This window comes from Enterobacter cloacae complex sp. 372C4 (genome assembly GCF_050030615.1).
GTDB classification, from domain to species: Bacteria; Pseudomonadota; Gammaproteobacteria; order Enterobacterales; family Enterobacteriaceae; genus Enterobacter; species Enterobacter intestinihominis.
Genome location: NZ_JBLGUQ010000001.1, coordinates 781,270 through 808,173 on the forward strand (window position 1 = coordinate 781,270; position 26,904 = coordinate 808,173).

The 26,904-nt window shown below is 56.7% G+C and carries 26 protein-coding genes, 5 tRNA genes and 1 pseudogene; 13 read left to right on the plus strand and 19 right to left on the minus strand.

Translation table 11 applies throughout. The features are described 5' to 3' along the window. Window positions 1–3: 3 nt before the first annotated feature. From proX to ACQG11_RS03700, 6 genes and pseudogenes are all read left to right on the plus strand, one after another. Entirely contained in the window at window positions 4–999 is a 996-nt protein-coding gene (gene proX / locus ACQG11_RS03675; RefSeq protein ID WP_017382774.1) for a glycine betaine/L-proline ABC transporter substrate-binding protein ProX, read from the plus strand. Between the two features lie 209 nt (window positions 1,000–1,208). Continuing rightward, a complete protein-coding gene (locus tag ACQG11_RS03680) occupies window positions 1,209–2,393 on the plus strand; it encodes an MFS transporter (protein ID WP_017692795.1) in 1,185 nt (394 codons plus the stop codon). Window positions 2,394–2,707: 314 nt separating this feature from the next. Then, window positions 2,708–3,238 carry a multidrug efflux transporter EmrAB transcriptional repressor EmrR gene (gene emrR / locus ACQG11_RS03685; protein WP_017694792.1) on the plus strand — a complete coding sequence of 177 codons (531 nt, stop codon included), beginning with the start codon at window positions 2,708–2,710 and terminating at the stop codon, window positions 3,236–3,238. 128 nt (window positions 3,239–3,366) lie between these two features. Continuing rightward, the gene (gene emrA / locus ACQG11_RS03690) at window positions 3,367–4,539 is read left to right on the plus strand and encodes a multidrug efflux MFS transporter periplasmic adaptor subunit EmrA (RefSeq protein ID WP_022649133.1); all 1,173 of its coding nucleotides are present in this window, start codon (window positions 3,367–3,369) and stop codon (window positions 4,537–4,539) included. A gap of 16 nt (window positions 4,540–4,555) precedes the next feature. Further along, window positions 4,556–6,103, plus strand: coding sequence for a multidrug efflux MFS transporter permease subunit EmrB (gene emrB, locus ACQG11_RS03695; protein WP_022649134.1), 1,548 nt, complete (start codon window positions 4,556–4,558; stop codon window positions 6,101–6,103). A gap of 229 nt (window positions 6,104–6,332) precedes the next feature. After that, window positions 6,333–6,476, plus strand: a pseudogene (locus ACQG11_RS03700) (hypothetical protein); the annotation flags it as partial. Window positions 6,477–6,537: 61 nt separating this feature from the next. On the opposite strand, the gene luxS reads toward ACQG11_RS03700, so the two are convergent. From luxS to mltB, 18 genes are all read right to left on the minus strand, one after another. Beyond that, window positions 6,538–7,053, minus strand: coding sequence for an S-ribosylhomocysteine lyase (luxS, locus tag ACQG11_RS03705; RefSeq protein ID WP_003862180.1), 516 nt, complete (start codon window positions 7,051–7,053; stop codon window positions 6,538–6,540). Window positions 7,054–7,205: 152 nt separating this feature from the next. Next, a complete protein-coding gene (gene gshA / locus ACQG11_RS03710) occupies window positions 7,206–8,750 on the minus strand; it encodes a glutamate--cysteine ligase (RefSeq protein WP_022649137.1) in 1,545 nt (514 codons plus the stop codon). Between the two features lie 83 nt (window positions 8,751–8,833). Then, window positions 8,834–9,262: a YqaA family protein gene (locus tag ACQG11_RS03715; protein WP_017692791.1), complete on the minus strand. Its 429-nt coding sequence runs from the start codon at window positions 9,260–9,262 to the stop codon at window positions 8,834–8,836. Next, window positions 9,259–9,825 (minus strand): fructose-1-phosphate/6-phosphogluconate phosphatase, encoded by a 567-nt coding sequence (gene yqaB, locus ACQG11_RS03720; RefSeq protein ID WP_045308455.1) that lies wholly within the window; start codon window positions 9,823–9,825, stop codon window positions 9,259–9,261. The genes ACQG11_RS03715 and yqaB overlap by 4 nt, the downstream gene beginning before the upstream one ends. Window positions 9,826–9,951: 126 nt before the next feature. After that, a tRNA-Arg gene (locus ACQG11_RS03725) sits at window positions 9,952–10,028 on the minus strand. A gap of 64 nt (window positions 10,029–10,092) precedes the next feature. After that, window positions 10,093–10,169: transfer RNA gene (locus ACQG11_RS03730), tRNA-Arg, on the minus strand. 64 nt (window positions 10,170–10,233) lie between these two features. Further along, window positions 10,234–10,310, minus strand: a tRNA-Arg gene (locus tag ACQG11_RS03735). Window positions 10,311–10,374: 64 nt separating this feature from the next. Next, window positions 10,375–10,451, minus strand: a tRNA-Arg gene (locus ACQG11_RS03740). A 4-nt stretch (window positions 10,452–10,455) separates the two neighbouring features. Next, window positions 10,456–10,548, minus strand: a tRNA-Ser gene (locus tag ACQG11_RS03745). 342 nt (window positions 10,549–10,890) lie between these two features. Further along, window positions 10,891–11,076: a carbon storage regulator CsrA gene (csrA, locus tag ACQG11_RS03750; protein WP_000906486.1), complete on the minus strand. Its 186-nt coding sequence runs from the start codon at window positions 11,074–11,076 to the stop codon at window positions 10,891–10,893. A gap of 241 nt (window positions 11,077–11,317) precedes the next feature. Next, on the minus strand, window positions 11,318–13,945 hold the full coding sequence (gene alaS, locus ACQG11_RS03755; RefSeq protein WP_022649139.1) for an alanine--tRNA ligase: 2,628 nt from the start codon (window positions 13,943–13,945) through the stop codon (window positions 11,318–11,320). A 131-nt stretch (window positions 13,946–14,076) separates the two neighbouring features. Further along, window positions 14,077–14,577, minus strand: a complete 501-nt coding sequence (gene recX / locus ACQG11_RS03760; protein ID WP_017382782.1) for a recombination regulator RecX — start codon at window positions 14,575–14,577, stop codon at window positions 14,077–14,079. A gap of 68 nt (window positions 14,578–14,645) precedes the next feature. Continuing rightward, window positions 14,646–15,704, minus strand: coding sequence for a recombinase RecA (gene recA / locus ACQG11_RS03765; protein WP_022649140.1), 1,059 nt, complete (start codon window positions 15,702–15,704; stop codon window positions 14,646–14,648). A gap of 89 nt (window positions 15,705–15,793) precedes the next feature. Further along, complete coding sequence (gene pncC / locus ACQG11_RS03770; protein WP_003862172.1) at window positions 15,794–16,291, minus strand: nicotinamide-nucleotide amidase; 498 nt, start codon at window positions 16,289–16,291, stop codon at window positions 15,794–15,796. 130 nt (window positions 16,292–16,421) lie between these two features. Next, window positions 16,422–17,300: a metal ABC transporter substrate-binding protein gene (locus ACQG11_RS03775; RefSeq protein ID WP_022649141.1), complete on the minus strand. Its 879-nt coding sequence runs from the start codon at window positions 17,298–17,300 to the stop codon at window positions 16,422–16,424. 14 nt (window positions 17,301–17,314) lie between these two features. Beyond that, window positions 17,315–18,175 (minus strand): metal ABC transporter permease, encoded by an 861-nt coding sequence (locus tag ACQG11_RS03780; protein ID WP_022649142.1) that lies wholly within the window; start codon window positions 18,173–18,175, stop codon window positions 17,315–17,317. Further along, window positions 18,172–18,825 (minus strand): metal ABC transporter ATP-binding protein, encoded by a 654-nt coding sequence (locus tag ACQG11_RS03785; RefSeq protein WP_426728188.1) that lies wholly within the window; start codon window positions 18,823–18,825, stop codon window positions 18,172–18,174. Before ACQG11_RS03785 ends, ACQG11_RS03780 begins: the two co-directional genes overlap by 4 nt. A gap of 268 nt (window positions 18,826–19,093) precedes the next feature. Further along, window positions 19,094–20,194: a lytic murein transglycosylase B gene (mltB, locus tag ACQG11_RS03790; protein ID WP_022649145.1), complete on the minus strand. Its 1,101-nt coding sequence runs from the start codon at window positions 20,192–20,194 to the stop codon at window positions 19,094–19,096. Window positions 20,195–20,445: 251 nt separating this feature from the next. Between mltB and srlA the strand changes: the two genes are divergently transcribed. The 7 genes from srlA (at window position 20,446) to gutQ (ending at window position 25,380) form a co-directional block, all read left to right on the plus strand. Further along, window positions 20,446–21,009, plus strand: coding sequence for a PTS glucitol/sorbitol transporter subunit IIC (gene srlA / locus ACQG11_RS03795; RefSeq protein WP_003862164.1), 564 nt, complete (start codon window positions 20,446–20,448; stop codon window positions 21,007–21,009). Then, on the plus strand, window positions 21,006–21,965 hold the full coding sequence (gene srlE, locus ACQG11_RS03800; RefSeq protein ID WP_022649146.1) for a PTS glucitol/sorbitol transporter subunit IIB: 960 nt from the start codon (window positions 21,006–21,008) through the stop codon (window positions 21,963–21,965). The genes srlA and srlE overlap by 4 nt, the downstream gene beginning before the upstream one ends. A 12-nt stretch (window positions 21,966–21,977) precedes the next feature. Then, window positions 21,978–22,340 carry a PTS glucitol/sorbitol transporter subunit IIA gene (gene srlB / locus ACQG11_RS03805; protein WP_022649147.1) on the plus strand — a complete coding sequence of 121 codons (363 nt, stop codon included), beginning with the start codon at window positions 21,978–21,980 and terminating at the stop codon, window positions 22,338–22,340. Window positions 22,341–22,354: 14 nt separating this feature from the next. Then, window positions 22,355–23,134: a sorbitol-6-phosphate dehydrogenase gene (gene srlD, locus ACQG11_RS03810; RefSeq protein ID WP_426728189.1), complete on the plus strand. Its 780-nt coding sequence runs from the start codon at window positions 22,355–22,357 to the stop codon at window positions 23,132–23,134. A 91-nt stretch (window positions 23,135–23,225) separates the two neighbouring features. After that, entirely contained in the window at window positions 23,226–23,585 is a 360-nt protein-coding gene (gutM, locus tag ACQG11_RS03815; protein WP_426728190.1) for a transcriptional regulator GutM, read from the plus strand. A gap of 63 nt (window positions 23,586–23,648) precedes the next feature. Beyond that, window positions 23,649–24,422 carry a glucitol operon DNA-binding transcriptional repressor SrlR gene (gene srlR / locus ACQG11_RS03820; protein ID WP_015571676.1) on the plus strand — a complete coding sequence of 258 codons (774 nt, stop codon included), beginning with the start codon at window positions 23,649–23,651 and terminating at the stop codon, window positions 24,420–24,422. Next, complete coding sequence (gene gutQ / locus ACQG11_RS03825; protein WP_023298458.1) at window positions 24,415–25,380, plus strand: arabinose-5-phosphate isomerase GutQ; 966 nt, start codon at window positions 24,415–24,417, stop codon at window positions 25,378–25,380. Before srlR ends, gutQ begins: the two co-directional genes overlap by 8 nt. Here gutQ and norR read toward each other — a convergent pair. Further along, window positions 25,377–26,891, minus strand: coding sequence for a nitric oxide reductase transcriptional regulator NorR (gene norR / locus ACQG11_RS03830; protein ID WP_023306813.1), 1,515 nt, complete (start codon window positions 26,889–26,891; stop codon window positions 25,377–25,379). The two genes, gutQ and norR, sit on opposite strands and share 4 nt — an antisense overlap. Window positions 26,892–26,904 lie beyond the last annotated feature (13 nt).

Sequence of the window (26,904 nt, forward strand, 5' to 3'; positions counted from 1 at the left end):
ACGATGCGACATAACGTACTTTTTGCCACAGCGTTTGCGACCCTTGTCTCCACCAGCGCAGTTGCCGCTGACCTGCCGGGCAAAGGCATTACCGTGCAGCCGGTGCAGAGCACCATTTCGGAAGAGTCCTTCCAGACCCAGATTGTCAGCCGTGCGCTGGAGAAACTGGGCTATACGGTGAATACCGCCAGTGAAGTGGATTACAACGTGGGCTATACCTCTATTGCCTCCGGCGATGCCACCTTTACCGCCGTGAACTGGCAGCCGCTGCACGACGATATGTATGCCGCCGCAGGCGGTGACAAGAAATTCTACCGCGAAGGCACCTTTGTGACCGGCGCTGCGCAGGGATATTTGATCGACAAGAAAACCGCCGATAAGTATCACATCACCAATATTGAACAGTTGAAAGATCCGAAGATCGCCAAACTCTTTGATACCAACGGTGACGGCAAAGCCGACATGATGGGCTGCTCGCCGGGCTGGGGCTGTGAAGCGGTGATTAACCACCAGAACAAAGCCTTCGATCTGGCGAAGACCGTCGACGTGAGCCACGGCAATTACTCTGCGATGATGGCCGATACCATCGCCCGCTTTAAAGAAGGCAAGCCGGTGATCTACTACACCTGGACGCCTTACTGGGTGAGCGACGTGCTGAAGCCGGGCAAAGACGTGGTGTGGTTGCAGGTGCCCTTCTCCTCCCTGCCGGGCGAGCAGAAAGATATCGACACCAAACTGCCAAACGGCATGAACTATGGCTTCCCGGTGAATACCATGCATATCGTGGCGAACAAAGCCTGGGCCGAGAAAAACCCGGCGGCGGCGAAGCTGTTCTCGGTGATGAAACTGCCGCTGGCAGACATTAACGCCCAGAACGCGATGATGCACGCGGGTAAATCATCCGAAGCAGATATCAAAGGCCACGTGGATGGCTGGATCAAAGCCCACCAGCAGCAGTTCGATGGCTGGGTGAAAGAGGCGCTTGAGGCGCAGAAGTAAAAATACTACCCCTCACCCTGCCCTCTCCCCAAAGGGGAGAGGGTGTATAAAATCCCCTCTCCCCTTTGGGGAGAGGGATAGGGTGAGGGGATCAAACCGCACCCAACCTAAACCGCACAATCCACCACGTAACAATCCCCCAACATTCACAATCATTGGTTATTATGTTTCCGGAAAAATAATCACTTAACTTACGATTCCTGAAACAAATGACAAAAACAACTCAAGGGCTTAGCCCCGCACTCATCCTTTTAATGTCCGTGGCAACGGGACTGGCCGTCGCCAGCAACTATTACGCGCAACCTCTGCTTGATACTATCGCGCGTGCTTTCGATCTTTCAGCCAGCTCCGCCGGCTTTATCGTCACCGCTGCGCAGCTCGGCTATGCGGCCGGGCTGCTGTTCCTGGTGCCATTAGGCGATATGTTTGAGCGCCGGATGCTTATCGTCTCCATGACGCTGCTGGCCGCAGGCGGGATGTTGATCACCGCCAGCAGCCAGTCGTTAACGATGATGATTATCGGTACCGCGCTGACGGGGCTGTTCTCGGTGGTGGCACAAATTCTGGTTCCCCTCGCGGCGACGTTGGCTTCCCCGGAAAAACGCGGCAAAGTGGTTGGCACTATTATGAGCGGCCTGCTGCTGGGCATCCTGCTGGCGCGAACCGTTGCCGGGCTGCTGGCGAGCCTCGGCGGCTGGCGCACCGTTTACTGGGTGGCAAGCGTGTTGATGGTTATCATGGCGCTGGCCCTGTGGCGCGGCCTGCCAAAGGTGAAGCAGGAGAATCACCTGAACTATCCGCAGCTCCTCGCCTCCGTTTTCAGCCTCTTCACCCGGGATAAACTCCTGCGCACACGCGCCGTTCTGGGGTGTCTCACCTTCGCCAACTTCAGCATCTTATGGACGTCGATGGCGTTTCTGCTCGCCGCGCCGCCGTTTAACTACTCAGAAGGCGTGATTGGCCTGTTCGGGCTGGCAGGCGCGGCTGGCGCACTGGGCGCGCGCCCGGCGGGTGGCCTGGCCGACAAAGGTAAATCTCATATGACCACCTCCGCAGGGCTGGTTTTACTCCTGCTCTCATGGGCGGCTATCTGGTACGGACACGTCTCAGTGCTGGCGCTAATTGTCGGTATTCTGGTACTCGACCTCACCGTGCAGGGCGTACATATCACCAACCAGACCGTGATTTACCGCGTGAAACCAGACGCCCGTAACCGTCTGACGGCCGGGTACATGACCAGCTACTTTATCGGCGGCGCGGCGGGCTCGCTAATCTCAGCCTCCGCCTGGCAGCATGCGGGCTGGACGGGCGTGTGCGCAATCGGCGCCATCGTGGCGGCGATAAATCTGCTGGTATGGTGGCGCGGCTATCACCGCCAGGAAGCAATTCACTAAGTTTTACATTGCTTTGGGCCCCCTGGGGTGTAAAGGGGGCCTGCATCTGTTAAGGTAACGGTAATCATTTATCCCAGAAATTTTACTGTGGGTGACATATTTACTACCGGCATGAATAGTTCAGACCCCAGTCCTCACATCCCCTCTTTCGCGGGTACACACCCCACACTTTCTGTGCTCACCGGGTCACGGATTTACCCGGCGCTTTCTGATGGTGACATACGTTTGGCGGATATAACCGCACAAATAATTCATTTACATTATTTGTCACTATCGTTACTATATCGGCTGTAATTAATGAGGTTATGCCCAAAATGGATAGTTCGTTTACGCCCATTGAACAAATGCTTAAGTTCCGCGCCAGTCGTCATGAGGACTTCCCATATCAGGAGATCCTGCTGACCCGCCTGTGCATGCACATGCAGGGTAAGCTGCTGGAAAATCGTAACAAGATGCTGAAAGCGCAAGGGATTAACGAGACGTTGTTTATGGCGTTGATTACGCTTGAGTCTCAGGAAAACCACAGCATTCAGCCGTCTGAACTGAGCTGCGCGCTGGGTTCATCCCGTACCAATGCAACCCGTATTGCTGATGAGCTGGAGAAGCGCGGCTGGATCGAGCGCCGTGAGAGCGATAACGATCGCCGCTGCCTGCATCTGCAACTGACCGAGAAAGGTCACGAATTCCTGCGCGAAGTGCTGCCACCGCAGCATAACTGCCTGCACCAGCTTTGGTCTGCCCTCAGCACCGCCGAGCGCGACCAGCTTGAGCACATTACTCGCAAGCTGCTCACCCGTCTGGACCAGATGGATGAAGATGGCGTCATTCTTGAGGCGCTGCGCTAACGCGACGATCCGCTCAACATTCCAGATTGCAAAAGAAAAACTGACAGGCCAGCACGTGAAACTGCTGGCCTTTCTGACAACAGGTCGGCTCAGCCGATGTGAAAATAAAAAGATCGTGGAGAACAACAATGAGCGCAAATGCGGAGAACACCCCCCCGCAGCAACCGGTCAACAAGAAGGGCAAACGTAAGAGCGCCCTTATTCTGCTGACCTTGCTCTTTATTATTATTGCCGTGGCATATGGGATCTATTGGTTTTTAGTCTTGCGTCATGTTGAAGAGACAGACGATGCATACGTAGCAGGGAATCAGGTTCAAATCATGGCGCAGGTGTCAGGCAGCGTGACGAAAGTCTGGGCTGACAACACCGACTTTGTGAAAAAAGGGGATGTGCTGGTCACGCTCGACCCGACCGACGCCCAACAGGCGTTTGAAAAAGCACAGACGGCGCTGGCCTCCAGCGTTCGCCAGACCCGCCAGCTGATGATCAACAGCAAACAGCTTCAGGCCAATATCGACGTGCAGAAAACGGCCCTGGCCCAGGCGCAGAGCGACCTCAAGCGTCGTGTTCCTCTCGGCACCGCCAACCTGATTGGCCGTGAAGAGTTGCAGCACGCCCGCGATGCGGTGGCGAGCGCACAGGCGCAGCTGGACGTGGCGATCCAACAGTACAACGCCAACCAGGCGATGGTGCTGGGCACCTCTCTGGAAAACCAGCCGGCGGTGAAACAGGCGGCGACCGAAGTGCGTAACGCATGGCTTGCCCTGCAACGTACCAAAATCGTCAGCCCGATGACCGGTTACGTTTCCCGTCGTTCCGTGCAGCCGGGTGCGCAAATTAGCACCACCACGCCGCTGATGGCGGTCGTTCCGGCGAACAACCTGTGGGTGGACGCGAACTTCAAAGAGACCCAGCTGGCGCATATGCGTATCGGCCAGACCGCAACCGTGGTCAGCGATATCTACGGTGATGACGTGAAGTACACCGGTAAAGTAGTCGGTCTGGACATGGGGACCGGCAGCGCGTTCAGCCTGCTGCCTGCACAGAACGCCACCGGCAACTGGATCAAAGTGGTACAGCGCTTGCCTGTACGTATCGAGCTGGATCCTAAGCAGCTGGCAGACCATCCGCTGCGAATTGGCCTTTCCACGCTGGTGACGGTCGATACCGCCAACCGCGACGGTCAGATCCTCGCAAGCCAGGTGCGCAGCACGCCAGCTTATGAAAGTAACGCCCGTGAAATTAGCCTCGATCCGGTCAATAAGCTGATCGATGACATCGTTAAGGCAAACGCCGGTTAAGCCGAAGGTGAGCGTTATGCAACAGCAAAAGCCGCAAAAACCGCTTGAGGGGGCGCAGCTGGTCATTATGACCATTGCGCTGTCGCTGGCGACATTCATGCAGGTGCTGGACTCCACCATCGCAAACGTGGCGATCCCTACGATCGCCGGGAACCTTGGCTCATCGCTGAGCCAGGGGACCTGGGTCATTACCTCATTCGGGGTGGCGAACGCCATCTCTATTCCCATCACCGGCTGGCTGGCGAAGCGCGTCGGTGAAGTGAAGCTGTTCCTCTGGTCGACGATCCTGTTCGTGCTGGCCTCCTGGGCTTGCGGCATGTCCAGCAGCCTGACGATGCTGATTTTCTTCCGCGTCATCCAGGGGATTGTCGCCGGGCCGTTGATTCCGCTATCGCAGAGTTTGCTGCTGAACAACTATCCGCCCGCCAAGCGCTCCATCGCGCTCGCGCTGTGGTCGATGACGGTGATTGTCGCCCCAATTTGCGGGCCAATCCTCGGCGGCTATATCAGCGATAACTATCACTGGGGCTGGATCTTCTTCATCAACGTACCCATCGGTGCGCTGGTGGTGCTGATGACACTACAGTCTCTGCGTGGTCGCGAAACGCGGACCGAACAGCGGCGGATCGACGGCATCGGGCTGGCACTGCTGGTTGTCGGCATCGGCAGCCTGCAAATCATGCTCGACCGCGGCAAAGAGCTGGACTGGTTCGCCTCTACGGAAATCATCGTGCTGACGGTGGTCGCCGTGGTTGCCATTAGCTTCCTGATTGTCTGGGAGCTGACGGACGAAAATCCGATAGTCGACCTCTCGCTGTTTAAATCGCGAAACTTCACCATCGGCTGCCTCTGTATCAGCCTCGCCTATATGCTCTACTTCGGCGCGATTGTTCTGCTGCCGCAGCTGTTGCAGGAGGTGTACGGCTATACCGCAACCTGGGCGGGGCTGGCCTCCGCGCCGGTGGGGTTAATTCCGGTTCTGCTGTCGCCGATTATTGGCCGTTTCGCCCATAAGCTCGACATGCGCAGGCTGGTGACGTTCAGCTTCATCATGTACGCCGTGTGCTTCTACTGGCGCGCGTATACGTTTGAACCGGGAATGGACTTTGGCGCCTCCGCGTGGCCGCAGTTTATTCAGGGCTTTGCTGTGGCGTGCTTCTTTATGCCACTGACCACCATTACGCTTTCGGGCTTGCCGCCTGAGCGGATGGCGGCGGCATCGAGCCTGTCGAACTTCACCCGTACGCTGGCGGGCTCCATCGGGACATCGATCACCACCACGCTGTGGACCAACCGGGAAGCGATGCACCATGCCCAACTGACCGAAGCGGTGAACCCGTTCAACCCTAACGCTCAGCAGATGTATAGCCAGCTTGAGGGGATGGGGATGACGGAGCAGCAGGCGTCCGGCTGGCTTGCCCAGCAGATCACCAACCAGGGGCTGATTATCTCGGCAAACGAGATTTTCTGGATATCGGCGGGGATCTTCATCGTCCTGCTGGGGCTGGTGTGGTTTGCCAAACCACCGTTTGGTGCCGGTAGCGGGGGCGGTGGAGCGCACTAGCCCTGTGCACGGGTTGCCCGGTGGTGCTACGCTTACCGGGCCTACGAACGTAGGCCGGATAAGGCGTAGCCGCCATCCGGCAAAACACCGCACCGTGTCCAAAACGCGACAGCGATTGTCAGTTCCGATAAAGCAGCGCGCCTGAAATTGATTCACGAGAGTGAAAAGACAACAGGAGCGTACCATGCTTAACACACCCGCGCCACGCGCTGGCTCTCGACAGACTTACGTCGAAGTGAGCACGCCGAACGTCTATCTCGACCAGATCGAATATTTCTGCCACCACTTCAGCTGCCGCAGCGACGTCTGTATCAGCGTGCATCCGCAAAACGATCGCGATACCGGCGTCGCCAGCGCGGAGCTGGCCGTGGTTGTCGTCATCAGTATTGTAGGCCCGGTCAGCGAAGCGCCACCGGGCATCCACAGGCACAATACTAAATGTGCAGTTCCTGAAGTTTTTCTTTTGGCAGGGCCAGCTCGTCGTTGCTGTTTACACGAACATCACGTTCGATGATATGGCGGGCAATCTCCTGAGCTTCTTCCAGAGAGTGCATCTGGTAAGTGCCGCACTGGTAAACGTTCAGCTCTGGGATCTGGTTCTGCTCTTTCACCTTCAGCACGTCTTCCATGGCCGCTTTCCACGCATCCGCGACGCGTTTCTCTTCAGGCTGACCAATCAGGCTCATGTAGAAACCGGTGCGGCAGCCCATCGGAGAGATATCGATGATCTCCACGCCGTTGCCGTTCAGGTGGTCGCGCATGAATCCGGCGAAAAGGTGTTCCAGCGTGTGAATGCCTTTCTCTGGCATCACTTCTTTATTCGGCACGCAGAAGCGCAGGTCGAAAACGGTGATCGTGTCGCCGTGCGGCGTGTTCATGGTCTTCGCCACGCGGACTGCTGGTGCTTCCATACGGGTATGGTCGACAGTAAAGCTATCTAATAACGGCATACGTCACCTCCGATAGTGATTTTTTTTAAAATAAACTGAACTCTTCTACAGAATGCGCGTCTGAGTATATGAAAGACGCGCATTTGTTATCATCATCCCTGAATTCAGAGATGTATATTTTGGCCACAGCGATGTGGCCTTTTTCTTTTGGTTCAGGCCTGCTTCGCCAGAAACGCCTCAAACGACTCCGTATCCGCCGCTTCGACCTCTTTCTGACGCACAACGGACGCATCGCGCTCTGCCACAAAATCCGCTTCGCTCAGGATCTCTAACGGCTCCTGCATCAGCATCTCACGGTACTCCGCTGAGAGTGAACGCCCTGTGCCACCAATTCCCTGTTCAATCATAGAACGCAGAATACGTGCTGAGAATGTCAGTTCCGGGTTATCGAAGCTTTCAACCAGTTCGTCGCAGACCTTCTGGTAAGCTTCGCCGCCGTACACGCTATCCAGCGTCTGGGCTACGCGCTTCAGGTCATGGAACAGATCCTTCCCTACCTTAGACAGTGGGAACTGGGCCGTTTCACAGCCAATACCTAACGTCAGACCCGGCTTGCGCCCTTCCAGAATCACGCGATTCCAGTTGGCACGAGTACACAGCAGTTCGTCGGAACTCATTTCCGGCGCATCCGCCAGTACGCACCAGACCATAAACAGGTCAAGGAAGCGAACCTGCTGCTCGTCAACGCCAATCGGTGAGAACGGGTTGATATCCAGCGAGCGCACTTCAATGTATTCGATCCCGCCGCGCTGTAGCGCATCCGACGGCGTTTCACCGCTGCGCGTCACGCGCTTCGGACGAATCGGCGCATACAGTTCATTTTCAATCTGCAATACGTTGGTGTTAATTTGCAGGCGCTTGCCGTCTTTTTCGAGGCCGATTTTTTCGTACTCTTCCGACGGGGTTTTTATCGCCCGCTTCAGGCCTGCCACATATTCGTGCAGATCGTTAAACGTAATTCCGAGATTGCTTTGCGACTTATTGGTATAGCCAAGGTCGCTCAGGCGCAGCGAGGTCGCGTACGGCAGATAGTACATGCCACACTCAGTCTTCTCGAACGGCAGCGTGGTCGGTTTCCCTTGCAGGAACGATGAACAGATAGCCGGGGACGCGCCGAACAGATACGGAATAACCCAGCCAAAACGGTAGTAGTTGCGGATCAGGCGGAAGTAGCCCGCGGAGATCGCTTCTTTATCCGTTTCACCGCACTTCGCCTGCCAGAACGCCATCGGCAGAGAGAAATTGTAGTGCACGCCAGAGATCGTCTGCATCAGTGCGCCGTAGCGATTTTTCAGTCCTTCGCGATACAGCGTTTTCAGCCGTCCAATATTCGAGGTGCCGTACTGAGCCAGCTCGATATCCTGCCCCTGCTCGATATAGCACGGCATGCTGAGCGGCCACATACGCTCGTCGCCGAGGTTGCGGGCGGTGAAGCGATGCACGTCGCGCATGATCGTCAGCATATGATCAATATCACCGTCTACTGGCGTAATGAACTCCAGCAGCGCTTCGGCGAAATCGGTTGTGATCCATTTATGTGTCAGCGCCGAGCCTAACGCCTTCGGGTGTCCCGTAGTCGCTAAGCTACCATCCGCATTTACGCGCAGCGTTTCGCGCTCAAGCCCACGCTGAATCCCCTTCAGTGCCTGAGGGTGATTTTCCAGCCAGGCCAGCGCCTGTGATACGTCCGGGATCAATTTGACCTCCCGCCTGTCAAAAAATTGTCACTCAGCATAATTGTAATGGTTGACGATTGAAGGTCGCGAATTCATTCCACCAATTAGTGCCACCACGTCATACCCTGTAGTGTTACCCATGCCAGTAAAACATAGCGTAACGCCTTGCCAAGGCACAAAAAAAAGAGCACCGGTCCCCAGGAGATGCGCATCCATCCCGCCAGCAGACACAGTAAATCGCCTATTACAGGCATCCAGCTTAATAACAGCGTGGCAGCGCCATAGCGTTTTAGCCAGCCCACTGCCTTTTCCTGCCAGCGAGATTTTTCGCGTAGCGGAAAGAAACGTCCAAGAATAACGTTAGTCAGCCCTCCAAGGCTATTACCCATTGTTGCTATTAAGACCAGCAACCAGGGCTGACTCACGCCGGACAACAGCATCGCCACCAGCACCACTTCCGAATTCCCCGGTAAGAGGGTGGAGCTTAAAAAACTGCTGGCGAATAATGAAGCGAGTGACAGCGCGTCACTCACAGTAAGCGAACATCCACCGCCGCCATTCCGGCATCACGCGCGGCCTGAATGCCAAAATCAGCATCTTCAAACACCACGCATTTTGCAGGTGGTACACCCATTAATTCTGCACAGCGCAGGAAGGTATCCGGTGCGGGTTTGTGATGTTTAACATGATCGGCAGCAACGACGGCAGAAAAATAGTGGCGCAGGCCAAGGTGTTTGAGTAGCGCTTCAGCAATCGCGCTCTCGCTGCCCGTACCGACAGACATAGGACGACGGCCGTGCCACTCCTTGACGACGTCAATGAGTGGTAAAGGCTGCACGGTGTCTAACAGTATGGCTTTTACCGCTTCGGTTTTTTCACGCGCGAGCTGGTGCGGGTCGAGATCGGCCTGATTCAGCTCAATCACGGCCTGTGCGATACGCCAGGTGGGCGATCCGTTGAGGGCAATCATCGCCTGTAAATCGAAACGCATACCGTAACGGCCCAGGACTTCGGTCCAGGCCTGACGATGCGTGGGTTCGGTATCCAGGAGGGTGCCGTCCATGTCGAAGATCAAACCGTCATACTGTGCGTACATCGTGCTCTCGCTAAACGATTAACAAAGCATTACTTTATCGTAAAAGGGGATTTTTGTCGCTGATTGCGAAGTGATAACAATGAGAGTGATTAAGAACTAAACATCGAAGGGGATCACAAGAAGAGATGGTGCATCCGGGAGGATTCGAACCTCCGACCGCTCGGTTCGTAGCCGAGTACTCTATCCAGCTGAGCTACGGATGCATCGGGATTTGCTGCTGTACTTCTCGATACTCATATCACTTCAAAAGCAATATGAATTAAAAAATGGTGCATCCGGGAGGATTCGAACCTCCGACCGCTCGGTTCGTAGCCGAGTACTCTATCCAGCTGAGCTACGGATGCATCGGGATTTACTGCTGTACTTCTCGATACTCATATCACTTCAAAAGCAATATGAAGTAATAGATGGTGCATCCGGGAGGATTCGAACCTCCGACCGCTCGGTTCGTAGCCGAGTACTCTATCCAGCTGAGCTACGGATGCATCGGGATTTACTACTGTACTGCTCGATATTCATATCACTTCGAAAGCAATATGAAGTAATAGATGGTGCATCCGGGAGGATTCGAACCTCCGACCGCTCGGTTCGTAGCCGAGTACTCTATCCAGCTGAGCTACGGATGCAAAATGGCGGTGAGGCGGGGATTCGAACCCCGGATGCAGCTTTTGACCGCATACTCCCTTAGCAGGGGAGCGCCTTCAGCCTCTCGGCCACCTCACCACACAACGCCTCTTTCGAGTGCTTCGAGTAACTCGTTAAGAGCTTCTCGTCGCTGCGTGGCGCATATATTACTTTCTGGGACTTATAAGTCAAACAATTTTCCACATGCTTTTTTCGTTTGCACAATTCGCACGCAATTCGCATGTAAAAGCCGCAAAGAGAGTGTTTTATAAGCGGATTTTGCAGACATCTTCACAGAATTGTGTTGAGAGAAGCGCGTCATTTGGATGAGATAAGATTATGAGAGTGGTCAAAAACGAAGCGTTTGAAATAGAACGGTAACTTTATGCAGGAAAAATAGCGGGAGGGTTGCGTCTCGCCCGACAGCGAGACGCGACAATATCAGTAACTGGACTGCTGGGATTTTTCAGCCTGGATACGCTGGTAGATCTCTTCACGGTGGACAGATACTTCTTTAGGAGCGTTAACACCAATACGTACCTGGTTACCCTTTACCCCTAAAACTGTCACGGTGACCTCATCCCCAATCATGAGGGTCTCACCAACTCGACGAGTCAGAATCAGCATTCTTTGCTCCTTGAAAGATTAAAAGAGTCGGGTCTCTTGTATCCCGGCATTATCCATCATATAACGCCAAAAAGTAAGCGATGACAAACACGTAAAGTGTAAGCAGTCACGGCATCACATTCTGTTAAACGTAAGTTTAGCCGATATACACAAACTCAACCTGACTTTATCGTTATCGATAGCGCAGTGAGCAAGACGCCATAACGTTACCGCTATGGCGTCTGCTTGTGCTTTGTAGTTATTACAGTTTCGCGCTTACCCAGCTTTCAACGCTGGCTAATGCCGCGGGAAGTGCCGCCGCATCCGTACCACCGGCTTGCGCCATGTCCGGACGACCGCCACCTTTGCCACCCACCTGCTGGGCGACCATGCCAATCAGTTCCCCTGCTTTGACACGATCCGTCACATCCTTAGAGACGCCCGCAATCAGAGAAACCTTACCCTCTGCGACCGTTGCCAGCACGATAACCGTCGAACCAAGCTGGTTCTTCAGATCGTCGACCATGGTACGCAGCATCTTAGGCTCAACGCCCGCCAGGTCGCTGACCAGCAGTTTGACGCCCTTAATGTCTACCGCTTTGCTGGAGAGGTTTGCGCTCTCCTGCGCCGCAGCCTGTTCTTTCAGCTGCTGGAGTTCTTTTTCCAGCTGACGGGTACGATCCAGCGCGACACGCACTTTCTCGCCCAGGTTCTGGCTATCGCCTTTCAGCAGCTGCGCGATCTCGTGCAGCTGGTCGCTCTGCGCATGCAGGCTGGCAATTGCACCTTCCCCGGTCACCGCCTCAATACGACGCACGCCTGCCGCCGTACCCGACTCGGAAACGATGCGGAACAAGCCGATGTCACCGGTGCGGGATGCGTGAGTACCGCCACACAGTTCGGTAGAGAAGTCGCCCATGCTCAGCACGCGAACGCGGTCGTCATATTTCTCGCCAAACAGCGCCATCGCACCTTTCTTCTTCGCTGCCTCAAGATCCATGATGTGGGTTTCGATTGGCAGGTTGCGGCGGATCTGGGCATTCACCAGGTCTTCCACCGCACGAATTTCAGACGGCTTCATCGCTTCAAAATGCGAGAAGTCGAAACGCAGCACTTTGTCGTTAACCAGAGAACCTTTCTGTGCAACGTGCGTACCCAGCACTTCGCGCAGGGCTGCGTGCATCAGGTGGGTTGCCGAGTGGTTCAGACGGATGCGCGCGCGGCGAGCTTCGTCAACGTTGGCCTGAACGCCCTCGCCCACTTTCAGAGAACCGGAAACCAGTTTGCCCTGGTGACCAATTGCCTGACCGTATTTCTGGGTATCGCTTACGCTGAAGCTGAAGCCATTGCCTTTCAGTTCGCCTTTATCGCCAACCTGGCCGCCGGATTCCGCATAGAACGGTGTTTTATCCAGGATAACAACCGCGTCCTGACCTGCGCTAATGCTGTCTACGGCTTTACCGTCAACAAACAGCGCGGTCACGTTGCTGGTCAGAGCCAGCTCTTCGTAGCCTTTAAATTCAGACGCGCTATCAACGCGGATCATCGCGTTGTAGTCCGCGCCAAAACCGCTGGATTCACGCGCACGACGACGCTGCTCTTCCATTGCGGCTTCAAAGCCTGCTTCGTCAACTTTGATGTTGCGCTCGCGGCAAACGTCCGCCGTCAGGTCAACCGGGAAGCCGTAGGTGTCGTACAGGCGGAAAGCGGTTTCGCCATCCAGCGTGTCGCCCTTGAGTTTCGCCAGCTCGTCGTCCAGCAGCGCCAGTCCGCGCTCCAGCGTACGGGCAAACTGCTCTTCTTCGGTTTTCAGAACCTGTTCAACCTGCGCCTGCTGGCGTTTCAGCTCGTCACCGGCAGAGCCCATCACGCCAATCAGTGGCCCAACGAGTTTATAGAAGAAGGTGTCCTTCGCGCCCAGCATGTTGCCATGACGGATCGCACGACGAATGATACGACGCAGCACATAGCCACGGTTTTCATTCGACGGGATAACGCCGTCAGCAATCAGGAACGCACAGGAACGAATATGGTCTGCGATAACGCGCAGTGATTTGTTGTTCAGATCGGTTGCGCCCGTCACTTCGGCAACGGCTTTGATCAGGGTGCTGAACAGGTCAATCTCATAGTTGGAGTTAACGTGTTGCAGAACGGCCGCGATACGCTCAAGACCCATACCGGTATCTACGGACGGTTTTGGCAGCGGCTCCATGGTGCCGTCGGCCTGACGGTTGAACTGCATGAAGACGATGTTCCAGATCTCAATGTAGCGATCGCCATCTTCTTCCGCGCTTCCCGGAGGGCCGCCCCAGATGTGGTCACCATGATCGTAGAAGATCTCGGTGCACGGACCGCAAGGGCCGGTGTCACCCATCTGCCAGAAGTTATCAGACGCGTAAGGCGCGCCTTTGTTGTCACCGATACGGATGATACGTTCGCGAGGGATACCCACTTCTTTTTCCCAGATGTCGAACGCTTCGTCATCGGTCTCATACACGGTCACCCACAGACGCTCTTTCGGCAGATTAAACCAGTTTTCACCGGTCAGCAGTTCCCACGCATATTGAATGGCGTCGTGTTTGAAGTAGTCGCCGAAGCTGAAGTTACCCAGCATTTCGAAGAAAGTGTGGTGGCGCGCGGTGTAACCGACGTTTTCCAGATCGTTGTGTTTACCGCCCGCACGCACGCAACGCTGTGAGGTTGTGGCGCGGGAATAATTACGCTTGTCGAGACCAAGGAACACATCCTTGAACTGGTTCATCCCGGCGTTGGTAAACAGCAGAGTCGGGTCATTGTTCGGTACCAGGGAGCTGCTGGCAACAACCTGGTGTCCCTTACTATGGAAAAAATCGAGAAACGCCTGACGGATCTCAGCGGTGCTCTTGCTCATAATTATCCTGAAATCAAGCTAACGAAATGTCGCAGCAGATCTGTATCTGTAAACAGTTGGACGGACCAGCTACTGGAAAAAGTGGGAATAAGATAAGTTTTCTTTAGTGGGAAGTAAAATCCCGCATGCGTTCAATCGGTAAAATTACGCCAGATATCCTGAATATCTTCCATCAGGAAGCCGCGGTAGAGCAAAAAGCGCTGGATTTTAACTTTTTCTGAAAATTCACGCGGCAGCGGCTCACCGTACTTTCGTACCGCCTGCTCACGCGCCAGTTCGCACCAGTCGATTTCACTTTCGCGCATGGCTTTTTCAATCGATTCACGGGCTACACCTTTCTGGTTCAGCTCCTGGCGGATACGCGCTGGCCCATAGCCTTTACGACCACGGCTGGCAAGAAAGCGAGCGGCAAAACGGCCGTCATCCAGATAGTGATGCTCGTAGCACCAGGCAACCACGCGGTCATAATCTTCCGCGGTGGCATCAATGTCTTCCGGACCGTTTTTGCTCATGACGGGCGCTGACAGTTTCCGCCGCAGCTCCTGTTCGCTATGGTCACGCACGGCAAGAATACGCACGGCCCGATCCAGCAAGCGTGAGTAGGCTGGTCGGCGTGATGTCGGTTCACTCATAAAAAACCTGTCGATTCAGAAATGCAAAAAGGGCCGCATCAGCAGCCCTTCATTTTTATCCGAGAGGATTAAAAGTCTTCGTTGGTTTCTTCAGCATCCGCGCCGTCGACCACGAAATCAGGTTTAGAGTCCTGGTTGCTCAGCAGGAGTTCACGCACCTTCTTCTCAATCTCTTTCGCCGCCGCCGGGTTCTCTTTCAGCCAGGAGATAGCATTCGCTTTACCCTGACCAATCTTGTCACCGTTGTAGCTGTACCATGCGCCCGCTTTTTCAATCAGCTTCTCTTTCACGCCCAGGTCAACCAGCTCGCCGAGGAAGTTGATACCTTCGCCGTAGAGGATCTGGAACTCAGCCTGTTTGAACGGTGCTGCGATTTTGTTCTTCACAACCTTCACGCGGGTTTCGCTACCGACGACGTTATCCCCCTCTTTCACCGCGCCGATACGGCGGATATCCAGACGGACAGAAGCGTAGAATTTCAGAGCGTTACCGCCGGTGGTGGTTTCCGGGTTACCGAACATTACACCAATTTTCATACGGATCTGGTTGATGAAGATCAGCAGCGTATTGGACTGCTTCAGGTTACCCGCCAGCTTACGCATCGCCTGGCTCATCATACGTGCCGCGAGGCCCATGTGAGAGTCACCGATTTCACCTTCAATTTCTGCTTTTGGCGTCAGCGCCGCAACGGAGTCGACGATGATCACGTCAACCGCACCTGAGCGCGCCAGCGCGTCACAAATTTCCAGGGCCTGCTCGCCGGTGTCCGGCTGGGAGCACAGCAGGTTGTCGATATCAACGCCCAGTTTACGGGCATAGACCGGGTCCAGCGCGTGCTCGGCATCGATAAACGCACAGGTTTTACCTTCGCGCTGTGCCGCCGCAACAACCTGCAACGTCAGGGTGGTTTTACCCGAGGATTCCGGACCGTAGATTTCTACGATACGGCCCATCGGCAAACCGCCAGCGCCCAGTGCGATATCAAGAGAAAGCGAACCAGTGGAGATAGTTTCCACATCCATGGAACGGTCTTCACCCAGGCGCATGATGGAGCCTTTACCGAATTGCTTTTCGATCTGGCCCAGTGCTGCCGCCAACGCTTTCTGTTTGTTTTCGTCGATAGCCATTATTACTCCTGTCATGCCGGGAGAAGCAACTGCGCTTCACCATGGACTTCTGTTCTGTTGAGGCAATTATACTGTATAGTCATACAGTATCAAGTATTTTGTAGAAATTGTTGCCAGAGCGTTTTTAACGCGTATTCCGTTGCCTGACGACGCACGCTTTCGCGATCGCCGCTGAAGCATTCCCGGCGGGTGATCCCTTCACCTTTTGAGGTGGCAAAGCCAAACCAGACGGTGCCGACAGGCTTCACGTCGCTGCCGCCGTCCGGCCCCGCGATACCGCTGATGGAGATAGCGTAATCTGCGCGCGCCTCTTTCAGCGCGCCAATCGCCATTTCGATCACCACCGGCTCGCTGACCGCGCCATGCTGCTCAAGCGTGGCTTCACGCACGCCAATCATCTGCGCTTTAGCCTCGTTACTGTAGGTCACAAAGCCGCGTTCAAACCAGGCGGAACTGCCAGCAATATCAGTAATTGCTTTCGCCACCCAGCCGCCGGTGCAGGATTCTGCGGTCGTAAGAGTCGCGCCGCGCTGTTTCAGCGCCAGCCCCACCACTTCGCTTAGCTGCATCAATTCATGGTCAGTCATTCTCGCTCCAGGCCTTAGAAAAACATGCAGCACAAGATAGCACTTTCTCATCAAATATGGGGATGCGCGTCGGGTTTTACGAGGGGGCTTCAGAAAAAAGCCGATGCGGGCGCATCGGCCAGAGAGACGCTTATTTCATGCTGTTAGCGAGGGTATCCACATTGTGGCGAAACGCCTTGACGTAAGTGTCCGCCACGCCGCCCTTCGCGGACAGCGCTTCCGGGTAAAGTTCACCGCCCGGCTGGGCGCCCGTGGCGGTCGCAATCTGCTTCACCAGGCGCGGATCAAGCTGGTTTTCCATAAACCAGGTTTTCACACCGTCAGCTTTAATCTGATTGATGATCTCCGCTACCTGCGCCGCGCTGGCTTCACTCTCAGACGACAGCCCCTGCGGCGCCATAAACGTCACGCCGTAGGCGCGGCTGAAATAGCCGAAGGCGTCGTGGCTGGTCAGCACTTTGCGCTTCGCCTGTGGGATGTCGCTGAAACGCTTTTTAGCCCAACCGTCCAGCTGAGAGAGCTGCGCAATATAGGGTTTACCGGTAGCTTCAAGCGCCGCCGTATCTTCAGGATCGGCCTTCACCAGCCCAGAGAGAATATTTTGCGCATACAGCGCGCCGTTCGCCGCGCTGTTCCACGCGTGCGGATCGGTCACGGTTTTACCGTCCTCTTCCAGCGTGTGCGTTTTCACGCCGTCCGAAGCAACCACCAGCTGGCCTTTGAATCCGGAGGCTTTCACCAGACGATCGAGCCAGCCTTCCAGCCCCAGCCCATTGACCACCACCACGTCGGCTTTACTCAGCGCCGCGCTGTCTTTGGGCGAGGGTTCGAAAGTATGAGGATCACCGTCCGGCCCCACCAGCGTCGTCACCTTCACACGATCGCCGCCAACCTGCTGCGTGATGTCTCCCAGGATGGAAAAGCTGGTCACCACATTAAGCGTTTTCGCCATTACGCCGTGCGTCATCATGCCGAGCGCGAGCGCCACGGCTAACCCTGTACGTTTCATCGTTTCCCCTTGCGTTAAAAAAGCGCCCGCAGGCTATCCGCCAGCCTGCTGCGCGTGCCAAATAAAACGGAAATAAAGAACAATGCGCTGGCGGTCAGCACAATGGAGGGCCCGGCGGGCAGACTCACTGCCCAGGAAAGGCTTAAGCCCAGCCACGCGCAAAAAATACCGCTGATACCCGCCATCAAAAGTAACCCTGGCAGGGTGCGCACCCAGCAGCGTGCCGCCACGGCGGGTAACATCATCAGCCCGACGGCCATCAACGTGCCGAGCACCTGAAAACCGGCCACCAGGTTGAGCACCAGCAGCGCCAGAAACAGACCGTGTAACATCCCGGGCAGCCAGCGCGCGTTCACCTGCAACCACGCGGTATCGAACGCTTCGCTGACCAGCCCACGATAAAACATCGCCAGCGTGAGGAGCGTGAACATGCAAACGCCCGTCACGAACAGGGCTGACGCGCTATCCACGGCGAGAATGGAGCCAAACAGAAGATGAAGCAGATCGACATTTGAACCGCGCAGCGACACCAGCGTGACGCCCAGCGCCAGGGAACCCAGGTAAAACCCCGCGAAGCTGGCATCCTCTTTAAGGGGCGTGCGGCGGCTGACCAGCCCGGCCACCAGCGCAACGGCGATCCCGGCAATAAACCCGCCGACAGTCATTGCCAGCAGCGACATACCGCTGAGCAGATAGCCCACCGCGACACCCGGCAAAATGGCATGAGAAAGGGCGTCCCCCATCAGGCTCATCCGACGCAGCTGAAGGAATACCCCCAGCGCCGTGGTGCTGACGGAGAGCGCCAGGCAAACCACCAGTGCACGGCGCATAAAGCCGTACTCAATAAACGGCTGGAAGAATGTATGCCAGATCATGCCACCCTCACCCGCTCGGTTTTCCATTGGGGACTATCAGCGTCCAGACGTAACGTCTGCGGGAAGTGACGTGCTACGCGCTTGCTGTCATGTAGTACCGCCAGCAGAGTCTGCCCCTGCATATACATCTCCAGCATCAGATCCATCAGCACGTTGCAGGTCGCTTCATCGACGCCGGTAAAGGGTTCGTCCAGCATCACCAGCGGTGCCTGCTGCACTAAAACGCGGGCAAACAGCATGCGCTGGAATTGCCCGCCGGAGAGTTCATCGATGGTGGATAACGCCATGGACGCCAGCCCCACGCGCTCAAGCGCGCCGGCAATGCGCATGCGGGCATCCCGACGAAAACTGGCAAATAGCGAGATTTCTGGCCAGCAGCCCATGCTCACAACGTCCTGCACGGTCAGAGGAAATTGCGCCTCCAGCGCGTGACGCTGCGCCAGCCAGCCCACCACCGGACGTCTCCCCTGCCAGCGAAACGTACCGCTGACGGGCGGAAGAAAGCCAGCGAGCGTTTTCAGCAGCGTGGATTTGCCGCAGCCGTTGGCCCCGACGATGGCGGTCATGCTCCCGCGTTCAATCACGCCGGACAGTGCGCGCGTAACGGGCTGGCGATCGTAACCCGCTACCAGGTCGTTCATCACGATCATGGCAACGCCACCGCCCAGCGCACGGCCAGGCCGAGAAACAGAATGAGCACCAGCGCCAGCAGCAGCCGAACCGGGGATGAGAGAGAAAACAGGGACATGGACATCTCAATTCAAAATTATGTTATAACATAACAATAATGAAAGACGATTAAGATGTAAACGGCGGGAGTGAAATGGGAATGTGGCGAAATGTTTCTGCGGGAAACAGGTGCGGGCGGGTGCCCTCACCCCAGCCCTCTCCCACAGGGAGAGGGAGGCATAAGGGGACTTACTGGCTAAACGGTGACGCTGCCGGCACACGCGCCTGAGACACCGCCAGCCCCAGTTGCCACACCGCCATCGCATAGTGCGTGCTGTGGTTGTAGCGGGTAATGGTGTAGAAGTTCGGCAGTCCGAACCAGTACTGATAACCGGTTCCGACATCCAGGCGCAGCAGGCTCACCTGGTCAACATTGCCCAGCGGCTGCGACGGCGTTAAGCCTGCCGCTGCCAGCTGCGCCACGCTGTATTTGGTTTTAAATCCGTTTTCCAGACCAAACGCCTCGCCGTTTGCCTGCACCGCCACCTGGCCGCCCGGCGTCCAGCCGTGCGCTTTGAAGTAGTTGGCCACGCTGCCAATGGCGTCTTCGGGATCCCACAGGTTGATGTGACCATCCCCGTTAAAATCTACCGCGTACTGCTTATAGGAGGACGGCATAAACTGGCCGTAGCCCATCGCACCGGCGAACGACCCTTTCAGATCTAACGGATCGTCCTGTTCGTCTCGCGCCATCAGCAGGAAGGTTTCCAGTTCAGAGGAGAAATACTCGGCGCGGCGCGGGTAGTTGAAGGAGAGCGTCGCCAGCGCATCGAGGATGCGGGTTTTACCCATAATGCGTCCCCAGCGAGTCTCGACCCCAATAATACCGACGATGATCTCCGGCGGCACGCCATAGACCTGCCACGCGCGGTTCAGGGCGTCTTCATACTGATTCCAGAACACCACGCCATTTTGCACGTTGTCCGGGGTAATAAACTGTTTGCGATAGCGCAGCCACGCCCCGTTTGGCCCGGTCGGCACCTGGGCCGTCGGCGCCTGCCTGTCCATCAGGCGCAGCACGTAGTCCAGACGCTTCGCCTGAGACAAAATGGCATGCAGCTGCTGGCGATCAAAACCGTGCTTGCTCACCATTTTATCGATGAACTGTTCGGCCGCAGGGTTATTCGCGAAGTCGCCGCCCATCTGCATCATATTGTGCTGCGGCTCAAGCAGAAACCCGCCGGAAGGCGCGCCCGCCGTTTGTTGAACAGCTTCAGTCCTGGGTTTGCTACTACAGGCGGACAGGAGAATAAGCGCAGGTAACAGCGCTGCATAACGACGCTTGAACATGTGGCATCCATTTAACGAGTTCGGTAAGAACCCAGTATGGTAAAGCATCCGCAACACCTCAAGGAAGCGGTACACACCTCCCCAACGCAAATCCGCGCTTTTTTCCATCGAAAATCATTCGCCCCACCAATTATCTTTCATATTAATCCATTTTTCTTTCATTGTGAGATCTAATTAACACTTTAAAAGCTTTCAATTTGATTATTATTAGCCCCGAACAGACAAAAACAAACGCCCTACAGGAGAGAAGAATGATAGAAACCATCACCCACGGCGCCGAGTGGTTCATCGGGCTTTTTCAGAAAGGCGGCGAGGTATTCACCGGCATGGTGACCGGGATCCTGCCCCTGCTGATCAGCCTGCTGGTAATCATGAACGCGCTGATTAACTTTATCGGCCAGCAGCGTATTGAACGCTTCGCCCAGCGCTGCGCCGGAAACCCGCTGTCCCGCTACCTGATCCTGCCCTTCATCGGCACCTTTGTGTTCTGCAACCCGATGACCTTAAGCCTCGGCCGCTTTATGCCAGAGAAGTACAAGCCGAGCTATTACGCCGCCGCCTCCTACAGCTGCCATTCCATGAACGGCCTGTTCCCGCACATCAACCCCGGCGAGTTGTTCGTTTATCTCGGGATCGCCAGCGGCCTTACCACGCTTGGCCTGCCGCTCGGCCCGCTGGCGGTGAGCTACCTGCTGGTCGGTCTGGTCACCAACTTCTTCCGCGGCTGGGTGACGGATCTCACCACCGCCATTTTTGAGAAAAAAATGGGCATCCAGCTTGAACAGAAAGTCCATCTTTCAGGAGCTACAGCATGAACCGGATCCGCATTGAGAAAGGCACGGGCGGCTGGGGCGGCCCGCTGGAGTTCGACGCCACCGAAGGCAAAAAGATTGTGTACATCACCGCGGGCACGCGCCCGGCGATCGTCGACAGGCTGCACGAGCTGACGGGCTGGGAAGCGGTCGACGGCTTCAAGGAAGGCGAACCGCCGGAAGCGGAAATCGGCGTGGCGGTGATCGACTGCGGCGGCACGCTGCGCTGCGGCATCTATCCGAAGCGCCGCATTCCGACGGTAAATATTCACTCCACCGGGAAATCCGGCCCGCTGGCGCAGTACATCCTTGAGGATATTTATGTCTCTGGGGTGAAGGAGGACAACATCACGCTGGTGAATGGCACATCCGCGCCGCAAAAAGCGGCCCCGCGCGAGTACGACACCAGCAAAAAAATCACCGAGCAGAGCGATGGCCTGCTGGCAAAGGTCGGGATGGGGATGGGGTCCGCCGTGGCGGTGCTGTTCCAGTCCGGGCGCGACACCATCGACACGGTGCTGAAAACCATTCTGCCGTTTATGGCGTTCGTCTCGGCGCTGATCGGTATCATCATGGCCTCCGGCCTCGGCGACTGGATTGCCCACGGCCTCGCCCCGCTCGCCAGCCACCCGCTCGGCCTGGTGACGCTGGCGCTGATCTGCTCCTTCCCGCTGCTGTCGCCGTTTCTCGGCCCGGGCGCGGTGATTGCCCAGGTCATCGGCGTGCTGATTGGCGTACAGATTGGTCTGGGCAACATTCCCCCGCACCTCGCTCTGCCAGCCCTTTTCGCCATTAACGCTCAGGCGGCATGCGACTTCATCCCCGTCGGGCTGTCGCTGGCGGAAGCACGTCAGGACACCGTGCGCGTGGGCGTCCCCTCCGTGCTGGTGAGCCGCTTCCTGACGGGCGCGCCCACGGTGCTGATTGCCTGGTTTGTCTCCGGCTTTATTTATCAATAAGAGGTTCCTGCCATGACCGTGATTTACCAGACCACCATTACCCGCATCGGCCAGAGCGCGGCCGATGCGCTGAGCGACCAGATGCTGATCACCTTCCGCGAAGGGGCGCCTGCGGATATCGAAGAGTTTTGCTTTATCCACTGCCACGGCGAGCTAAACGGCGAGCTGAAGGCCGGGAGCCAGCTTGAGCTGGGCGAGGCGCGCTATGCCGTGACCGCCGTCGGCGACGTCGCTGAACAAAACCTGCGCGAGCTGGGGCACATCACCCTGCGTTTTGACGGGCAGCCGCAGGCGGAGTATCCCGGCACGGTTCACGTTGAGGGGCCGGTTCCGCAGGCTGTCACACCAGGCTGTACGTTAAAATTTGTTGCGTAATTAAGGAGAAACACATGAGTCAGGTTGCCGTTGTCATTGGTGGGGGACAAACCTTAGGCGAGTTCCTCTGCCGTGGGCTTGCCGCAGAGGGTTACCACGTAGCGGTAGTGGACATTCAGAGTGAAAAAGCCGCCCGTGTGGCGGACGCCATCAACACCGAGTTTGGCGAAGGGATGGCGTACGGATTTGGTGCCGACGCCACCAGCGAGCAGAGCGTGGTGGCGCTGGCCCGCGGCGTAGATGAGATATTTGGGCGTATCGACCTGCTGGTCTACAGCGCGGGGATCGCGAAAGCGGCCTTTATCAGCGATTTCGAACTGGGGGATTTTGACCGCTCGTTGCAGGTGAATCTGGTGGGCTATTTCCTCTGCGCCCGTGAGTTTTCCCGGCTGATGATCCGCGATGGTATTCAGGGGCGCATCATTCAGATCAACTCGAAATCAGGGAAAGTGGGCAGCAAGCACAACTCCGGCTACAGCGCGGCGAAGTTTGGCGGCGTGGGGCTGACGCAGTCTCTGGCGCTGGATCTGGCCGAATACGGCATCACCGTTCACTCGCTGATGCTGGGTAACCTGTTGAAATCGCCGATGTTCCAGTCCCTGCTGCCGCAGTACGCCTCCAAGCTCGGCATCAAAGCTGAAGAAGTGGAGCAGTACTACATCGACAAAGTGCCGCTCAAGCGCGGGTGTGATTATCAGGACGTGCTGAACATGCTGCTGTTTTACGCCAGCCCGAAAGCCTCGTACTGCACCGGGCAGTCGATTAACGTCACCGGTGGGCAGGTGATGTTCTGAGTTTAATCCCCGGTGGCGCTGCACTTACCGGGGCTACAACCCCCGTAGGCCGGGTAAGGCGCAGCCGCCACCCGGCAATTAAGGAGCCGATATGGTAACCGCATTAATCACCTTCGCCGCCCTCGCCTGGATCTGCCAGATGGCGTTTGGCGGCTGGCAGATCCATCAGTTTAACCGCGCCTTTGACGCCCTGTGCCAGAAAGGCCGTGTGGGCGTCGGGCGTTCCGGCGGACGCTTCAAACCGCGGGTTGTCGTCGCTGTTGCGCTGGATAAAAACAATAAGGTCTGCGATTCCCTCATCATGCGCGGCATGACCGTCTTTGCCCGCCCGGTGAAAATCCAGGCGATCAACGGCATTTTGCTGCATGAATTACAACCTGATGTGATCTTCCCCCATGATTCACTCTGTCAGAATGCACTATCATTAGCGCTTAATCTGAAACATGGATAATTTCGTTGTGAAAGTTATAAACTTGCGGAATTATCATTTCGCAACGTAAGGAACGAAGCGCCTATGAAACCACGTCAGCGGCAGGCGGCCATACTTGAGCATCTGCAAAAGCAGGGAAAGTGCTCGGTAGAGGATCTGGCCCACTACTTTGACACCACCGGCACGACAATACGCAAGGACCTGGTGTTGCTCGAAAACTCCGGCGCCGTCATTCGTACCTACGGCGGCGTGGTGCTCAATAAAGATGAAGCCGACCCGCCTATCGATCACAAGACGCTGATTAATACGCACCAGAAAGCGCTGATTGCCGAAGCTGCGGTCAAATTTATCCAGGACGGCGATTCCATCATCCTCGACGCTGGCAGTACCGTCCTGCAGATGATCCCGCTGCTCAGCCGCTTTAATAACATCACCGTGATGACCAACAGCCTGCACATCGTCAATGCCCTGTCAGAGTTCGACAGCGAGCAGACCATCCTGATGCCCGGTGGCACCTTCCGTAAAAAATCCGCGTCGTTTCACGGGCAGCTGGCGGAGAATGCCTTCGACCACTTCAGCTTCGATAAGCTGTTTATGGGCACGGACGGCATCGACCTCAACGCGGGCGTGACCACCTTCAACGAGGTGTTCAGCGTCAGCAAAGCGATGTGCAACGCCGCGCGGGAAGTGATTTTGATGGCGGACTCGTCGAAGTTTGGCCGTAAAAGCCCCAACATTGTCTGTAGCCTTGAAAGCGTCGATAAGCTGATTACCGACGCAGGTATCGATCCGGCATTTAAAAAAGCGCTGGAAGCGAAGGGCATCGACGTGATCGTAACCGGAGAGAAAAATGAGTGATTTTCTGTTAAACGCAGGCCGCCAGACTCTGCTGCTGGAGCTACAGGAAGCCAGCCGCCTGCCGGAGCGTCTGGGTGAGGATTTTGTTCGTGCAGCCAACACCATTATCCACTGCGAGGGCAAAGTGATCGTGGCGGGTATCGGTAAATCCGGTCATATCGGCAAGAAGATTGCCGCGACGCTTGCCAGCACCGGCACACCGGCGTTCTTCGTGCATCCTGCCGAAGCGCTGCACGGCGATCTGGGGATGATCGAAAGCCGCGACGTGATGCTGTTTATCTCCTATTCCGGTTCAGCCAAAGAGCTGGATCTCATCATCCCTCGCCTGCAAGAAAAATCGGTGGCCCTGTTAGCGATGACCGGCAAATCCCGTTCGCCGCTGGCTCTGGCCGCGAAAGCAACGCTGGATATTTCCGTTGAGCGCGAAGCCTGCCCGATGCACCTGGCACCGACCTCCAGCACCGTCAACACGCTGATGATGGGCGACGCGCTGGCGATGGCGGTGATGCAGGCGCGCGGTTTTAATGAGGAAGATTTCGCCCGTTCCCATCCTGCTGGCGCGCTTGGGGCACGTCTGCTCAACAAGGTTCACCACCTGATGCGCACGGACGATGCCATTCCTCAGGTCAAACTCGACACCAGCGTGATGGACGCCATGCTGGAGCTGAGCCGCACCGGTCTGGGGCTGGTTGCGGTATGCGACAACGACCGCCAGGTGAAGGGCGTCTTCACCGACGGCGACCTGCGCCGCTGGCTGGTGGGCGGCGGCAAGCTGGAGGCGCGGGTATCCGAAGCAATGACCCGGGGCGGGCTGACGCTGAATGCCGACAGCCGCGCCATTGAAGCCAAAGAGGTGCTGATGAAGCGCAAAATCACCGCTGCGCCGGTGGTGGACGAGCACGGCAGGCTGTGCGGCGCGATCAACCTGCAAGACTTCTACCAGGCGGGGATTATTTAACCCTTAAGCCCCAGACGTTTCGCCAGCCTGTGAAGGTTGGCGACGTCCATCTCCAGCGCCCGCGCGCATGCCGCCCAGCTGCGGTTATTCTGCTCCAGGGCGCGGGTGATCATCTGACGCTGGAACGCATCCGTCGCCTCGCGCAGGTTTTCGTTCACGCTCTCAGGTATCACCGGCTTCACGGACGGCGTCGTTTCCTCATGCAGCGCGAAATGGCGCGCATGAATCACCACTTCATCCCCCGAACGCGTAGCCCGCGCCAGCACCACCGCGCGGTGAATCGCATGTTCCAGTTCACGCACGTTACCCGGCCAGCCGTAGCACAGCAGGTGCGTCCTCGCGCCGGGGCTCAGCACCACGCGGGAAAGCCCCATTTTGAGCCGACACTGTTCGCAGAAAAAGCCCGCCAGCAGCACCACATCATCGCCCCGCTCGCGCAGCGGCGGCACCGTGAGCGGGAACACGCTCAGACGGTGGAACAGATCGGCGCGGAAATTCCCCGCCAGCACCTCTTCGCGCAGATCGCGGTTCGTCGCCGCCAGCACGCGCACATCCACACGTAAGCTGCGATCGTCACCTACGCGTTGAATATCGCCATACTGCAACACCCGCAGCAGTTTGGCCTGGAGCGAAAGGGAGAGTTCGCCAATTTCATCGAGGAACAGCGTGCCGTTATCAGCCATTTCGAACTTGCCGCTGCGGTTGCTGATCGCCCCGGTAAAGGCCCCTTTGACGTGTCCGAACAGCTCGCTTTCCGCCACGCTTTCCGGCAGCGCCGCGCAGTTGAGATAGACCAGCGGGTTCACCGCACGGGGCGAGGCTTCGTGGATCGCTTTCGCCACCAGCTCTTTACCGGTGCCGGTCTCCCCGAAGATCAGCACGTTCAAATCAGACGCGGCGACAATCTCAATCTCTTTTTTAAGCTGCGCCATGCCCGGCGAAAGGCCAATCATTTCGGTGTGCGCCACCTGCTCAAACGCCGTCGGGCTACCCGGAAGAATATTCTGGCTCTCCAGCTGTTCTATCAGCAGGGCGTTGTTCAGCGCCCCGGCCGCCAGCGCGGCAATCAGCCGTAGCTCTTCGTCGCTGAAGGTATCGAACTGATCCGGCGACATGCCATCGAGGGTTAACGCGCCAATCAGGTTCTGCCCGGCAAACAGCGGCAGGCCGATACAGGCGTGAACCTTCAGGCTCTCCTGGCCGGGGATCAGGCCGTCGTACGGATCGGGCAGATCGCTGTCTGCCGGGAAACGCACCACGTCACCCGCGCGGGCGATGGTTTCCAGACGCGGGTGACCCTCCAGGGTAAAGCGCCGCCCGAGTACGTCCTTCGCCAGACCGTCGATAGCCAGCGGAATAAACTGCCGCCCTTCGTAACGCAGCAGCGCCGAGGCATCGCAATCCAGCACGTGGCGCAACGTGGAGATCAGCCGCTGAAAGCGGTCCTGATGACCAATACCGGTTTGCAGTTCTATGGCGATCTTCGCCAGCACATCTACGGAAAAGCTCATCTCTGCCTCACTG